This is a genomic window from Pseudomonas sp. P7548 (assembly GCF_013386585.1).
Taxonomy (GTDB): Bacteria; Pseudomonadota; Gammaproteobacteria; order Pseudomonadales; family Pseudomonadaceae; genus Aquipseudomonas.
In genome coordinates, this window is sequence record NZ_JACARO010000016.1 from 1 (window position 1) to 13,960 (window position 13,960).

The window sequence follows — 13,960 nt, forward strand, 5'->3', positions numbered from 1 at the left end:
TCCAGAATCTGCCGTCAACCCTTAATTTAATCTTTCTATCAATTTACCCAAAAGCCCCGGAAACGCTCTATATAGAAAGCACGCCCAGGAATATTGAGCAATATATTGCTCAACCCTGAACACTTAAGCATCATAGCGGCTTCTGCTCCTCTACCAAGACTCCGGACGAACACCTCCAATGACCACCTCCCCCCGCAGCCTGGCTTCTGCGCTGTTTCCTGTCGGCTTGTTACTGATCGCCATGGCATCCATCCAGTCCGGCGCCTCGCTGGCCAAGAGCATGTTCCCCATCGTCGGTGCCCAAGGCACCACCACCCTGCGCCTGATATTCGCCAGCGTGATCATGCTGCTTCTATTGCGCCCATGGCGCGCTAAATTGACGGCCAAGTCACTGCGCACAGTGATCGTCTATGGGATGGCGTTGGGTGGAATGAACTTCCTCTTCTATATGTCCTTGCGCACGGTCCCCCTGGGTATCGCTGTGGCACTGGAATTCACCGGTCCCCTCGCCGTCGCTATCTACGCTTCCCGCCGAGCAGTCGACTTTCTATGGATTGCCCTCGCAGTAGCCGGCCTACTCCTATTGATACCCACGGGAGAGGCCAGCAGTGGGATCGACCTGATCGGTGCCACCTATGCGTTGGGCGCCGGTGTCTGCTGGGCACTCTACATTCTGTTCGGCCAGAAGGCCGGCAATGACAACGGCGTACAGACCGCCGCCCTCGGCGTCATGATCGCCGCCCTGTTTGTTGCGCCCATCGGAATCGTGCACGCCGGCTCAGCGTTGCTCACACCCGCCCTCATTCCCATCGCCATTGGCGTCGCCATTCTGTCAACCGCCCTGCCCTACACCCTGGAGATGGTTGCCCTCACCCGTCTTCCTGCGCGTACCTTCGGCACCCTGATGAGCATCGAACCCGCATTCGGCGCCCTCTCTGGTCTTTTCTTCCTGCAAGAACATTTGTCCTTTGCACAATGGATGGCCATCACCTGCATCATTCTGGCATCCGTAGGTGCCACCCTGACAATGCGCAACGAATCCAAACCACTGGTGCCGGCAGATTAATCATCTTTAAAAGTAGCTCTAGTATTTGCCGTTCATTTAGGCCATGTTTATGTCGTAAACGAATGTCATTCATGGAGAATTTCGACAAGGACAGCACGAACGCTACACTCGAGAGCGAGTAGAGCCTGCTTCCGGCGTTTTTTGCGAAGCGGCTATTAAGGATAGGAATGAAGCGAATTTTGATACTGTTAATGGTCGTGGCCATGGCTGGCTGTGCCGCGACCACCAAGACAGAAGTGAAACGGGGCAAAAAAGGGCTGCATATCAACTGTTCCGGCCTGTCCTCCTCCTGGGATCAGTGCTACACCAGTGCAACCAATTCATGTGGCGCCAAGGGCTACCGCGTTATCGCCAAGTCCGGTGACAATTCGGAAGAGCCTGGGGACTACCCTTTCGGCCTCAACCCAGCCGGCTATACCAGCCGTAGCATGATCGTCATCTGCAAATAAGCGCTCGAGCAGTCTTTCGCTGACTGCTCGCATTCATTTATTCAATCCATTCCGGCATTCCCAGCGCGGCGTCTAGACTCCTGCTCGATAATCGAGCCAAAGGAGTCCCCATGACACACAACAAGAAAATCGTATTGGTAGTGGGTGCCGGTGACGCCACGGGTGGCGCCATCGCCAAACGCTTCGCGCGCGAGGGTTATGTGGCCTGCGTCACCCGTCGCAGCGCTGACAAATTGCAGCCCCTGGTCGACAGCATCCAGTCAGCGGGCGGCGAAGCCCACGGCTTTGCCTGTGATGCGCGCAAGGAAGACGATGTTATCGCGCTCATCGAACAGATCGAGACCCAGTTAGGCCCCATCGAAGCCTTCGTCTTCAACATCGGCGCCAACGTGCCGTGCAGCATCCTCGAAGAAACCGCCCGCAAGTATTTCAAGATTTGGGAAATGGCCTGTTTTTCAGGCTTCCTGAATGCGCGGGAAGCGGCCAAGCGCATGGTCACCCGTAACCGCGGCACTATCCTGTTCACAGGTGCCACCGCAGGTTTACGCGGGGCTGCAGGTTTCGCCGCGTTCGCCGGCGCCAAGCACGGTATCCGCGCCTTGGCGCAAAGCATGGCGCGAGAACTCGGGCCCAGGAACATCCACGTCGCTCACGTGGTGGTCGACGGCGCCATCGACACCGACTTCATTCGCGACAATTTCCCGCAGAAATACGCCCTTAAAGATCAGGATGGCATCCTCAACCCCGACCACATCGCCGACAACTACTGGTACCTGCACAGCCAGCCACGCGACGCCTGGACCTTTGAATTGGACCTGCGCCCCTGGAACGAACCCTGGTAAACACCCCATAACAATAAGCAGCGAGCACCGACCATGAGTAAAACCCTGGAATTCTTCTTCGACCTCGGCAGCCCCGCCACCTACCTGGCCTACACCCAATTGCCTGCGCTGTGTGCCGACACCGGCGCGCAACTGATCTATCAACCCATGTTATTGGGCGGTGTATTCAAAGCCACCGGCAATGCCTCGCCCATCACCGTTCCCGCCAAGGGCCGCTACATGTTCGATGACCTGGCGCGCTATGCCCAGCGCTACAAGGTGCCCCTCAAGTTCAACCCGCACTTCCCCATCAACACCCTGGTGCTGATGCGGGCCGTCACCGGCGTCCAGATGCACCAACCAGAACGCTTCCTCGACTTTATTGATTGCCTGTTCAGAGCCCTGTGGGTAGAAGGCCGCCACCTGGGTGACCCAGCAGTGGTCGCGCAAGTACTAACCGAACAGGGCTTTGATCCGGAGCAGGTCCTAGCCCTGGCCAACGATGAAACCGTAAAGGCCGCACTCAAGGACAAGACCGAACAAGCCGTGCAGCGCGGCGTCTTCGGCGCACCCAGCCTGTTTGTAGGCAACCGGCTGTTCTTCGGTCAGGACCGTCTGGATTTTGTGCGCGAAGCCCTGCGCTAGATCTCGATCGCCAAGCGTCCTTGAGCGCCGCTTGCGAGCAAATCGTAAGCGGCATTGGCAGTCAGCAGGTCGAAATGATGAGGGTCCATGATCGGCTTCAGCTTGCCGGCGTTGATCAAGCGGGCCGCCTTGGCCAGTATCTGCCCATGGTGCTCGCGGCCCTTGCCCGTCAACAACGGCAACAACGTAAAGACACCCGAGTAGGTCGCCCCACGGAACGACAACGGTGCCAGGCTATGCTGCCCCCAACCAAGGCAGCTCACCACATGGCCGTGATAGGTCTTGGCCGCTCGAAACGAGGCATCCAGCGTCGCGCCCCCAACGGTGTCATACACAATGTCGAACCCCTCACCCTCGGTGTAGAGCGCCACATACGCTTCCACCGTGTGTTGCTGATAGTCGATAAAGGTGGCGCCCAACCCTTCAATGGTCGCCCGGTGTTTCGCAGACCCCGTCGCGTAAACATCCGCGCCATAAGCCAGAGCCAATTGCACCGCGACATGCCCTACACCCCCCGCACCACCTTGAATCAAGACTTTTTGCCCAGGGCCTACATGAGCACGGTCAACCAAGCCTTCCCAGGCAGTAATCAGCACCAGCGGCAATACGGCGGCTTCACGCATCCCCAGGGACGCGGGTTTTCGCGCCAACAAACGCGCATCGACCACCGCGTATTCAGCCAACGCGCCTTGCGCACCGCCAATCCCTGCCCCTAACGCGTAAACCTCATCGCCCACCTGCCATTCACCCGCCAACGCACCTATCGCTTCGACAGTCCCCGCCAGGTCCATGCCGAGGATCGCCGGCAGCGGTTGTTGAGCATGTGCCGCCTGGCCTGCGCGAACTTTCGCATCCAAAGGGTTGAGGCCGACGGCGTGTATACGCACCAGCACCTGCCCAGCGCCCGCCACCGGCTTGGCGATGGCTGTCAGGCGAAAAGGTGCGTCGACGGTGTCCACCACCAGCGCCTGCATTTCAGTCGTATCGGTCATTTCGGCAATCTCGGTTCATTGAAAGTGAAGCCAATGATCCACCCGCCCACTCATGCCGATAAGACGCCAACCCGCTATAGTACCCATGCGCAAATGGCATGAATGGACCGCATCATGGACAAACTCAACGCGATGGCGATTTTTGTTCGAGTGATCGAACGCGGCAGCTTTTCCGCCGTCGCCCGGGAACTGCAGACCACCCAGCCCACCATCAGCAAAGTGCTGCGTGCCCTGGAACAGGAACTGGGCGGCAAGCTGATCTCCCGCAGCACCCGCCACCTGTCCCTGACCGACGAAGGTCAGCGGTACTACAGCCATTGCCGAGAAATCCTCGCCGCCGTGGACGCCGCCGAACACAGCTTCCAGACAGGCAAGGAAAGCATCGCCGGCCCCCTGCGCATCGGTTCGTCCGTGAGCTTTGGCCACCTGCATATCGCCTCGCGGTTGAGCGGTTTCCTGCAGCAATACCCCGATGTACACGTTGACCTGCAACTCAGCGATCAACTGCAAGACCTGGTCAGTGAAGGCCTGGACGTGACCCTGCGCATTGGCGAGCTGCGCGACAGCGGCTTGATCGCCCGGCAAATCGGCACCACCCACCGTGTCACCCTGGCCAGCCCGGCCTACCTGGCCCGGCATCCGGCCCCGCACACACCGCAGGATCTCGCCCAGCACAATTGCCTGCTCTTCAACCTGTTGAGCAGCCAAAACCAGTGGACCTACGAAAAAGAGGGTAAGCGACACACCGTGCGCATCACCGGCAACGCCCAGAGCAATAACTCTGAAGCGGTGCGGGAGATGGTGTTGACGGGGCTAGGCGTTGCGCTTTCGCCCCTGTGGCTGTTCTACGATGACCTGAAAGCCGGCCGCGTGGTGGCGCTGTTGCAGGACTACACCCCACAGTCGCTGCCGATCCATGCGGTGTCGGCACCCAATCGCCGCCAGTCGGCCCGGGTCAAGGCGTTCGTCGACTACCTGGCCGACGCCCTGGCTCAGGCCCCCGAGCTGCAAGCGATCAGATAGCCGCCGTGCGCACCTGCAACCACTCAAGCGCCGCGCCACTGAGCAACGGGCTCAGGCGCTCACACACCTCTGCGTGATAGGCGTTGAACCACTCGCGCTCTTCCACCGTCAGCAACGATGGCTCCAGGCAACGGGTATCAATCGGGCACAAGGTCAGGGTTTCAAACTTGAGGAACTCGCCAAACTCCGTCTTGCCCGCTTCACGGTTCAGCACCAGGTTCTCGATACGCACACCCCAACGGCCTGGGCGATAAGTCCCCGGTTCGATCGACGTGATCATCCCCGCCTGCATCGCGGTTTGTGGCGCAGTCGCTGCCTGATAGGCGATCACTTGCGGACCTTCATGCACATTGAGGAAATAGCCTACGCCGTGCCCGGTGCCGTGACCGTAGTCCACGCCTTCGGCCCAGATCGGTGCGCGCGCAATCGAATCGAGCAAGGGCGACAGAATGCCTTTGGGGAAATGCGCACGGGACAAGGCAATCACGCCTTTCAGCACGCGTGTGCAGTCGCGTTTCTGCTCCTCGCTCGGCGTACCGATAGGCACCATCCGCGTGATGTCGGTGGTGCCCCCCAAGTACTGGCCACCCGAATCGATCAGCAACAAGCCGTCACCTTCGATCACCGCGTGCTCTTCTTCGGTTGCGTGGTAGTGCGGCATCGCACCATTGGCGTTGTACGCCGCAATCGTGTTGAAACTCAACGACACATAACCCGGGCGACGGGTACGGGCTGCGGTCAGGTGTTCATCAATGGTCAGCTCGGTGATACGTTCGCGGCCCACCGCGCCGTCCAGCCAGGCGAAGAACTCGCACAGGGCTGCGCCATCCTGCTCCATGGCCTGGCGGATGTGTTCCGCGTCAGCCAGGCTCTTGCGCGACTTGGCCAGCGTGGTCGGGTTCAGCCCTTCAATCAGTTTCACCCCTGCGTCAAGGTTTTCCAGCAAGCCTGTGGTGACGCGAGCGGGATCAACCTGCAGGCTCACGCCCGACGGCACAGCGCGCAGCGCATCGGCCACTTCACTGTAATCGCGCAGGGTGACGCCGTCTTGCTCAAGCACGGCACGCAGTTCGGCATCGACCTTGCTCAGCGCCACAAACAGCGTGGCCTGCTGTTGATTGACCAACGCGAACGACACGAACACCGGGTTGAACGACACATCACCGCCACGCAGGTTGAACAGCCAGGCGATGTCATCCAGGGTGGCGATGAAATGCCAATCGGCGCCCTTCTCTTTCAAACTCGCCCGCAAGGCAGCGAGTTTTTCTCCGCGGCTGACGGTGGCCTGCGGCGGCAAGTGCTGGTAGATCGGTTGGTTCGGCAATGCCGGGCGGTCCTGCCACACTTCATCAAGCAGGTCGATATCAGTGCGTAAACGCGCGCCACGTTCCGCCAGTTTGGCCCCCAGGGTACGTGCCGACGCCACCGCCATCACTGCGCCATCCACTGCCACCACACCGCCTTCCGGGGTCTGCTCTGCCAGCCATTCCAGCGGGCCAGGTTGGCCCGGCTGCAATTTCACCAGCTCGATGCCACTGCCCTTAAGTTCCTTGGTCGCCTGCTCCCAATACCGGCTATCGGCCCAGACACCGGCGAAATCGGCGGTGACAATCAATGTCCCCACCGAACCGTGGAACCCCGACAACCATTGGCGCCCCTGCCAGTAACCCGGCAGGTATTCCGACAAATGCGGGTCCGCCGACGGCACCAGCAGGGCGTGGACGCCCTCGCGGCTCATCAGTTCGCGGGTATGCGCCAAGCGCTGGGGAACCGTTCCATGGGTCAAAGGCTGCGTACTCATTGTGTCTCCTGCTAACCACGAATAATTGTTATGTGTTGCGATTGGAAATTCAGACCGCCCAGAACGCTGGTGCAGTGGCGAGGGCCGCCTTGATCAGTTGTACCGCCTGATCGATATCCTGCTCGGTAGTGAACCGCCCCAGGCTCAGGCGAATGGTGCGCCCAGCGCTGCGGGCATCGTGGCCCAGGGCCAGAAGCACGTGGGACGGCGCATTGCTGGCCGAATTGCAGGCCGACGTGGCCGAAAAGGCAATCCCTGCGCTCAACGCAGCGGGGTTGAACTCACCCTCGTCGAACGTAAGGCTCAAGGTATGGGGAATACGTTGGGTGAGGCTGCCATTCAAGCGCACGCCTGCGACGGACTCTAACTGATCCAGCAAGCGTTGACGCAGGGCGACAATCGCGACCTTCTCCTCGACAAACGCCTGTGCCGCCAGGGCAAACGCGGTGCCCATGCCGGCAATCTGATGCGTCGCCAGGGTGCCGGAACGCAAACCGCCTTCGTGGCCACCGCCGTGAATCTGCGCCAGCACCTTCTGCTGCGCCCGCGGCCCGACGTACAGCGCGCCAATGCCTTTGGGGCCATACACCTTGTGTGCAGAAAACGACATCAGGTCCACCGGCCACTCGGCCAGGTCGATCGCCACCTTGCCTGCCCCCTGCGCGGCATCCACATGCAGCAGCGCGCCATGCTCACGCACCCGCGCACCGATGGCCGGGATATCGTTCAGGGTGCCCAATTCATTGTTGACCAACATCAGCGACACCAGGAAGGTGTCTTCACGCAGTGCTTCGCTCACAGCCTCGGCACTGATCAAGCCTTCGGCATCCGGCACCAGGTAGGTCACGGCCACGCCGGCTTCCTGCAACTGCCGCGCGGTGTCCAGGGTTGCCTTGTGCTCGATCTGGCTGGTGATGACATGCCCACCCGCCACACCGCGTGCCTGGGCCACGCCCTTGATGGCAAGGTTATTGGATTCGGTCGCGCCGGAGGTCCAGACGATCTGCTCAGCCTGGGCCCCCACCAGCTCGGCCACCTGGCGACGCGCCTGCTCGACCGTTTGCCGGGCCGCCTGGCCAAACGCATGGGAGCTGGACGCAGGGTTGCCGAAATTGGCATTGAAACCCAGGCACTCGACCATCACCTGGATAACCCGCTCATCCACCGGGGTGGTGGCGGCGTAGTCGAAATACAACGGACGTTTATTCATGACGTTAAAGACTCGCAGAGCATGTCCCGAGAGTAACGCTCCCAGGGGCATCGACCAGAACAAGGGCCGTCAGGTTTACCCGACTGGATGCCATAAAAGAAAGACCAGGTTATCGCGGATAGGCGTAGGAACGTTCCTGATTTTCAGCTTAACAGCCTGAACGCTGGGGCCGTTAGAACGATTGGGCCTAAATAAAAAAAGCCGAAAAGTCGTTCCCACGGACTTTCCGGCATTTTGTCGTGTTTGCGGCGATTTAAACGTTGGTGAATATCCCGGTTACCGGATCCACATTCCCACCGTACGGCACAGTCGTTCCAGCGGCCCTGGCGATAGTGGCCCAAATGCGCTGCATATCGACCATGGTATTGCCGATCACCGGGTTACCCTCCTGATGCCGGTCGCCCTGTGCCGTGATATTGAAATAACGCCCTGCGCCGTCACCACTCTTGAGCAAACCGCTGGCCCCGCCCATCAATACCAACGGCATATCCTTGGTGTGTTCAGGCGCACCATCCGCCATCTCACTGGTCAACACCACCAACGTGTGCTTGAGCAAACTATCGCCGGGAACATCGGGGTCTGCCTGGCGCGCCAGCTCATCCATAAACAGCTTTGCCCGTTGGGTGTACCACTGCCGGGATTTTTTCCACACGTCCAATCCTCCAAGACGGTGCGCGCAATCATGGGGGTTGGTCACGTCGCTGACATCCAGGATATTGAGCGACTCCGCCGAGCGCCCCACTTGAATCGTGGCCACACGGGTAATGCCACACGCCAATGCAGTCGCAACCACTTGATGATGACTGCTTTGTACTTGGTTACGAAACTGCGCAGACTTGAACGGCACCTCCTCCAACGCCAGCGGTGAACACTCACCAATCGGTGGGAGCGTTTCCTCCATGTCCTTCATGGTTTGCTCCACAGAATCAAGCTGTGTGTCGAGTTTCTGTTTTTGCGCCCCGGCGAGCCTGCCTCGCAGCTCGTTGATGTCAGCCAGTACCGGGTCGAACACATGCTTGTTGCGCGTCAGTTGCTCGCGCAGATCACGACTGACAGAGCCGAAGATCTTTTCGTACATCAACACCGGATCCTGCTCAGGCCTGCGCATGGCGCCACCACTTTCCGGCCCTTCCCACGAGACCTGCCAGGCGGTGCCATCAATCCCCGAGTGCGGCCCCGAAAAAAGGCTGCGCTGGGACGGGTCAGTGCCCGGCATGTGCCGCCCCAGCAACACATCAATCGAGGCCATTTTCTTCGCACTGTCGCGCAAGGCCCACGTCCAGCCGTTGTGACCTTCATTGCCCGGCCCCAGGATGGTGCCACGCACATAAAGGGACTGACTTTTATACGCCGCCAGCTCCTGGCTGACTTCGTTGAGCTGAAAGTCAGACGTATCCAGAGCACGGGCACTGGGATGCCAAAAGCCTCGTCCATCGCTGGAATAAGCCGACGCAGAGTCCACGGCCAAACCGTCTGGCACCACAAAAAATACGACCTTGAGCTTGGCTTGCTCGGTTTGCCCCGCCAAGGCCATGCGGGCCAGGCCACACTGCGTGAGCGGTGCAAACACGCCCATGGCGGCCAGCCCGGCCAGGAAACGACGACGGCTCTTCAAGATATCCATGATCAATCCCTCTGCGTCTTGAATTGGAACGCGTTGGAGGTGCCCAGCGTTCGCAGCATCGCCGGCAACGAGCCGGTTCCCTTCAACCCGTCGGTGATCGCCTTGACCGTTGCGGACGTGGACTCGTCGGATTTGTTACCCGAGGCAAAACGAAAGTAGCTGTCTGCCATGCAAAACAACGATGCCGAGTTGTGTGCGATCAACTTGGAGATGTCCCGCACATCCTCGATGGGCACCGTCCCGTCAACGCCAATGAACGGGCCAGACGACTTGATCGGCAACTGCACAGGAAACTCCGTGTAGTTGTAGGCCGGTTCCTGCTGGCGGTAACGCCCGGTAGCGTCGTAATGCTCCATCGACGAGCCGGTGTCGTTCATATATTGATGGCACTGCCAGCAACGCCCCCCTGAAGCCTGCTCACCGTTGACCAGGTCCCAGCGTTCACGGGTCGTGATGGCACGCGGCGGATAAGTGGGTTCCGTAGGCTCGGCCTCGACGGGCGCACCGAACTCTCGGCAGAACTGGTTTTCGCGAATCGCAATGCCGCGTTTGACCAGCGAGGTGACCTTGTAGTCGGAAGTCGCCGCCTGGAAGAGCCCCAAGTGCAGCAGGCCACCGCGTTTTTCATCCACGGCCACCTTCTGCATCGCATCGCCCGTGACCCCACTGATACCGTAGTGCTCGGCCAGCGCCCGGTTAAGGAAAGTCACGCCGGGGTTGAACAACTCGTCCAGCGTGCCCCTGCCGTCAAGCATGACATGGCGGGTCAACAATGCTTGTTCCTGAGTCATCAGTTGGATCATCGGCGCATCCAATCCCGGTTTTTCCTGCACGCCGCGCTGCGTCTTGATGTAGTAGCTGATGAACCAATTGAAATGCTCCAGACCACGGTCGGTGTGCATCATCCGGTCGATCTCGGCCGTTATTTGCTCTGGTGTCTGCAATTCATTGCGCTCAGCCTTGGCCAGCAGCAGCGCGTCTGGAGTAGTGCCTTGGTAGGTGTAGGACAACGCCGTCGCCACCTCGTAAGGCGTCAGCTTGTAGACGCCACCTTGCCCTGCCACTGCCTGCCCCAGTTCCGAGCGATACAGAAAGTGAGGGGACAGCAACAATGCCGTGACCAGCGCCCGCTCCCCGTGCTCATCAAGTACGGTCTGATAACGCGCCAGTTCGGCTTCGGTCAGATGACGCCGAAACAGCCTGTAGCCCAGTGCCCCCACCGACTGGCTGTCGGTCGCGGATTCAAGCCGTTTGAGTTGCTCGGGCGACACCCGCTCGGCGATGGAGACAGCCATCTCATACAGTTGCTTGATGTCTTCAGCCTGCAGGAATCCCATGCTGGCTTCGCCTGGGTACTTGAAGTCTTTTTCCGATTTGTCTGCAGGCAATTTTTCGGTGTTAACCGCCACCGCCAAAATATCCCACACGCTGTTGGCGTATTCATCACGGGTCAACAGCCGCACCTGCCGCAAGCCATACGCATCGTTCGGGCTCAGGTAGGGCGCCCACACCACGTCAAACAAGTGCTTGCTGATCTCGGTGGCACAGGTGGTATCACAATGCCCGGCGACCGGCATGCTCTGAATCTGCCTGACCAGCGCATCCTGGCCCGCAGCGCTCCACGCCACAGCCATGCGCAGGTTCTTGAAGAACTCCACCGCATGACATTTGGTGCACGCCTCGGCCAGCACCGTTTCGCCCAGCTTCGGCTCGTGGCGATAGGCAATCGGTGTCAATTGTTCGTCCTGGCTTTCTTCGTTGATCCGCAGGGACACACGCTCAGGCTGCGGTTTCTCTTGCGCATAATAGGGATAAAGGATGTCGAACTCTCCGTAGTCGAACAGCCGCGTGACGCTCTCCCCCCAAGGCACCTCGACCACTTCCGGTGCAGCCCCTACCGGGTCTTTTTTCTGCACAGTGAAGTGCCACTTGGCAGCCGTCACCGAGGCGGGTTTGGGAGGCGCCAACAGCGTAATCTTGATATCCAGCTTGATCGGCCGTTCACGGTACTGCAGGTTCACCGTCGGTTTGCTGTTCTCGGATGACAAGATGACCTGTGTGTTTCGCACTTGGGGAATCCAGTTTTTCACGTCGTTGAGTCGCACCTGATAGGTGCCGTAGGGCAAGCCGTTTAGAATCAAGGCAGCCTCACTGTCCGCAGGGTTGAACGACGTATGGAACTGCCGGGTATTGCCGCCCGGTGAAACCAGCGTGCCACTGAGCATTTCATCTTCCAACTCAGGCGCGGGAGCCAGCATGGGACGCAAGGTCAGTTGCGTGTCCGGCAGGCCCGCAGGGTCATAGCTGACGCGGTAGATCACCCCCGCGACATCGTCTGACACCAACAGGCTTTTGTCCGCCAACTCCAGGAAATCTGCCGGCCGGCCGACGCAGGAATCGTCCAGGCAATACACATCAAAACGTTGAGGGTCCTGGATAAACCCGTTGATCAGCGGGATTTGATTGACCACTCGCGTGCCGTTCTGGATCGACACAATCCGCACGTCCATGCCCGGCCGCTCTGCCGTACCCGCACCGTGCACAGCCACCAACATATTCTGGGTGCCCGCGCGCGCCGGGAAGCCCTCCCAGAACTTAAGCCCCAGGGGCGCCGTATTGGTGCCCAGCTCAAAGGCGGCTGGCACATAGTCTTTCGGGTCGATCTGCTGCAAGGATTTGTCGGAAACAATCGCCCCCTGCACCAAGGGCGGCTGAATGACGCCCGGGTTGCGAAACTCTTCCTCGGTAAAGCCGGGCGTCCCTTTGCCAAACAGATAAGGCACGCCAAAGTGCTGGTGGGCGCCGCTGATGCGATTGAGTTCATCGGGGTTGGGGTACCCCTGGCGATTGTTATCGGTAAACCAGATTTCACCGGTCTTGGGGTTCCAGTCAAACCCCACGGAATTGCGCACGCCCTTAGCCAGTATCTCGGCCTTGCCGGTCACCGTGTCATAGCGCAACAACGTGCCGTAGCGCGGGTCGGCGGGAATCATGCACAGGTTGCACGGTATGCCGACCGCGGTGTACAGGCCCTTGTCGGCGGGGTCCAGCGGATTGAAATGCAGAGGGTGCTTCATATGCCAGAAGCGCGTGCTCGAACCCGAACTGACAGGAGGCAACGGGAACACCGAGTCATCGGCTGGGAACTTGAACACCAACTCTGGAGAAGGGTCCTTGTAGTGCGCATCGGCGTCGCGCACGCGATAAAGGCCGCCGGTGGTCGAGTAGTACAAGTCACCGTCGCGATACACCACACCATGGGGCTCTTCCAGGCCGCTGGCAACCACATGGATACCGGTCGGTTTGCCCGCGCTGTCGAGTGGCAAGGCGTAGATCATATCGGCGATTTTTCCGTCATAGACGTAAGAAGGAATCGCACTGGAGCCGACGTACAGCACGTTCTTGCCCATCGCCATTTGCCGCGGCTGAATCAGGCCCTGGGCAAACAATTCGATTTTGATACCCGGCAGGCCACTGAGTTTGTCTGCGCGTACCGGTGGCCGATACTTGAGGGTAACGGCGTGTTCCTCGCCCTCCTCGCGCAGGAAAGAAACAATTCGCGGCGTGTTCAACGGCACAAAGCCATCCGCCACGTTCATCACCAATTGATAATCGCAGGCCTTCAAGTTGTCGAAATGGATCGTCTCGCCGGATTTGGCGCTGATGGGGATTTCGTCGGCCTTGCAACGCAACACGCCTGTGACGATTTGATCGGCACGCGCCACACCCGGCACCGGGTTGCCGATGGGTCCACGGCCGCTCAACGTGGCGAAACTCAAGGTCAGTCGGTTGCCCTGGAAACCTCCACATTCGCCCAAGTCTTTCCAGGCGTCCGGCCAGATGACAGCCCCATTGCCGGCGGGCAGGCCCGGGTTGTAGTCGGGCTGCTTGCACCATTGCCAACTGCCGATGCCAAGCGGTGCCTCTTCATCCTTCCAGCATTCAAATTGTCGGCCGACATTCTGCACCTGGTCGCCCTGCGCGTAAGCCGTGCCCGCTGCATAAGCCGGCGCCGTACAGGCCTGAGAAGGCAAGTCAGGCGCTGGCGTCCGAGCGGGCGTGTAAAAGAAATAAAGCAGAACGGCCAATACAGCCAAGCCGATGAGTCCGATCGACAACACGCGGGAAAAACGCGGAAATAGCTTCATGACTTGCGATCCATTGGCAAGCCAAGTGGTTCTTCCATCCAGGAAGGACTACATATTCACCGCCCTGCTGTGAAACACCCGGCAGGAAACCCATCCAAAACGCTACTGGGCTTCAGAGCTCCAATTCTGAATGTCTTGCAAGGCTATTCCACTGCGTGACCACGACATGGCGTAAAGCCAT

At 59.6% G+C, this 13,960-nt stretch carries 10 protein-coding genes; 5 read left to right on the forward strand and 5 right to left on the reverse strand.

What is annotated here, in order from left to right; all coding sequences use genetic code 11:
- The first annotated feature begins 178 nt into the window (after nucleotides 1-178).
- The 4 genes from rhtA to HX803_RS09140 all read left to right on the forward strand — a co-directional run bounded on the left by rhtA (nucleotide 179) and on the right by HX803_RS09140 (nucleotide 2,981).
- Complete coding sequence (rhtA, locus tag HX803_RS09125; protein ID WP_178920103.1) at nucleotides 179-1,066, forward strand: threonine/homoserine exporter RhtA; 888 nt, start codon at nucleotides 179-181, stop codon at nucleotides 1,064-1,066.
- Nucleotides 1,067-1,233: 167 nt separating this feature from the next.
- A complete protein-coding gene (locus HX803_RS09130) occupies nucleotides 1,234-1,515 on the forward strand; it encodes a hypothetical protein (protein ID WP_176996385.1) in 282 nt (93 codons plus the stop codon).
- A 110-nt stretch (nucleotides 1,516-1,625) separates the two neighbouring features.
- Complete coding sequence (locus HX803_RS09135) at nucleotides 1,626-2,357, forward strand: SDR family oxidoreductase (protein ID WP_178920104.1); 732 nt, start codon at nucleotides 1,626-1,628, stop codon at nucleotides 2,355-2,357.
- Nucleotides 2,358-2,390: 33 nt separating this feature from the next.
- Nucleotides 2,391-2,981 carry a 2-hydroxychromene-2-carboxylate isomerase gene (locus tag HX803_RS09140; RefSeq protein ID WP_178920105.1) on the forward strand — a complete coding sequence of 197 codons (591 nt, stop codon included), beginning with the start codon at nucleotides 2,391-2,393 and terminating at the stop codon, nucleotides 2,979-2,981.
- Here the strand turns inward: HX803_RS09140 and HX803_RS09145 are convergent.
- On the reverse strand, nucleotides 2,978-3,973 hold the full coding sequence (locus HX803_RS09145; RefSeq protein WP_178920106.1) for a zinc-dependent alcohol dehydrogenase family protein: 996 nt from the start codon (nucleotides 3,971-3,973) through the stop codon (nucleotides 2,978-2,980). The genes HX803_RS09140 and HX803_RS09145 overlap by 4 nt on opposite strands.
- Nucleotides 3,974-4,087: 114 nt before the next feature.
- Between HX803_RS09145 and HX803_RS09150 the strand changes: the two genes are divergently transcribed.
- Nucleotides 4,088-4,996 carry a LysR family transcriptional regulator gene (locus HX803_RS09150; RefSeq protein ID WP_178920107.1) on the forward strand — a complete coding sequence of 303 codons (909 nt, stop codon included), beginning with the start codon at nucleotides 4,088-4,090 and terminating at the stop codon, nucleotides 4,994-4,996.
- On the opposite strand, the gene HX803_RS09155 is transcribed toward HX803_RS09150, so the two are convergent.
- The 4 genes from HX803_RS09155 to HX803_RS09170 all read right to left on the reverse strand — a co-directional run bounded on the left by HX803_RS09155 (nucleotide 4,989) and on the right by HX803_RS09170 (nucleotide 13,779).
- Complete coding sequence (locus HX803_RS09155) at nucleotides 4,989-6,797, reverse strand: aminopeptidase P family protein (protein WP_178920108.1); 1,809 nt, start codon at nucleotides 6,795-6,797, stop codon at nucleotides 4,989-4,991. The two genes, HX803_RS09150 and HX803_RS09155, sit on opposite strands and share 8 nt — an antisense overlap.
- Before the next feature lie 49 nt (nucleotides 6,798-6,846).
- Nucleotides 6,847-8,007, reverse strand: coding sequence for a cysteine desulfurase family protein (locus HX803_RS09160; RefSeq protein ID WP_178920109.1), 1,161 nt, complete (start codon nucleotides 8,005-8,007; stop codon nucleotides 6,847-6,849).
- A gap of 253 nt (nucleotides 8,008-8,260) precedes the next feature.
- Nucleotides 8,261-9,631: a DUF1552 domain-containing protein gene (locus HX803_RS09165; protein ID WP_178920110.1), complete on the reverse strand. Its 1,371-nt coding sequence runs from the start codon at nucleotides 9,629-9,631 to the stop codon at nucleotides 8,261-8,263.
- 2 nt (nucleotides 9,632-9,633) lie between these two features.
- The gene (locus tag HX803_RS09170) at nucleotides 9,634-13,779 is read right to left on the reverse strand and encodes a DUF1592 domain-containing protein (protein ID WP_178920111.1); all 4,146 of its coding nucleotides are present in this window, start codon (nucleotides 13,777-13,779) and stop codon (nucleotides 9,634-9,636) included.
- Between the last annotated feature and the right edge of the window lie 181 nt (nucleotides 13,780-13,960).

Coding starts and splice junctions, on each gene's coding strand:
- HX803_RS09130 (WP_176996385.1), top strand. CDS start 1,234: ATGAAGCGAATTTTGATACTGTTAATGGTCGTGGCCATGGCTGGCTGT.
- HX803_RS09155 (WP_178920108.1), bottom strand. CDS start 6,797: ATGAGTACGCAGCCTTTGACCCATGGAACGGTTCCCCAGCGCTTGGCG.
- rhtA (WP_178920103.1), top strand. CDS start 179: ATGACCACCTCCCCCCGCAGCCTGGCTTCTGCGCTGTTTCCTGTCGGC.
- HX803_RS09170 (WP_178920111.1), bottom strand. CDS start 13,779: ATGAAGCTATTTCCGCGTTTTTCCCGCGTGTTGTCGATCGGACTCATC.
- HX803_RS09160 (WP_178920109.1), bottom strand. CDS start 8,007: ATGAATAAACGTCCGTTGTATTTCGACTACGCCGCCACCACCCCGGTG.
- HX803_RS09135 (WP_178920104.1), top strand. CDS start 1,626: ATGACACACAACAAGAAAATCGTATTGGTAGTGGGTGCCGGTGACGCC.
- HX803_RS09150 (WP_178920107.1), top strand. CDS start 4,088: ATGGACAAACTCAACGCGATGGCGATTTTTGTTCGAGTGATCGAACGC.
- HX803_RS09140 (WP_178920105.1), top strand. CDS start 2,391: ATGAGTAAAACCCTGGAATTCTTCTTCGACCTCGGCAGCCCCGCCACC.
- HX803_RS09145 (WP_178920106.1), bottom strand. CDS start 3,973: ATGACCGATACGACTGAAATGCAGGCGCTGGTGGTGGACACCGTCGAC.
- HX803_RS09165 (WP_178920110.1), bottom strand. CDS start 9,631: ATGGATATCTTGAAGAGCCGTCGTCGTTTCCTGGCCGGGCTGGCCGCC.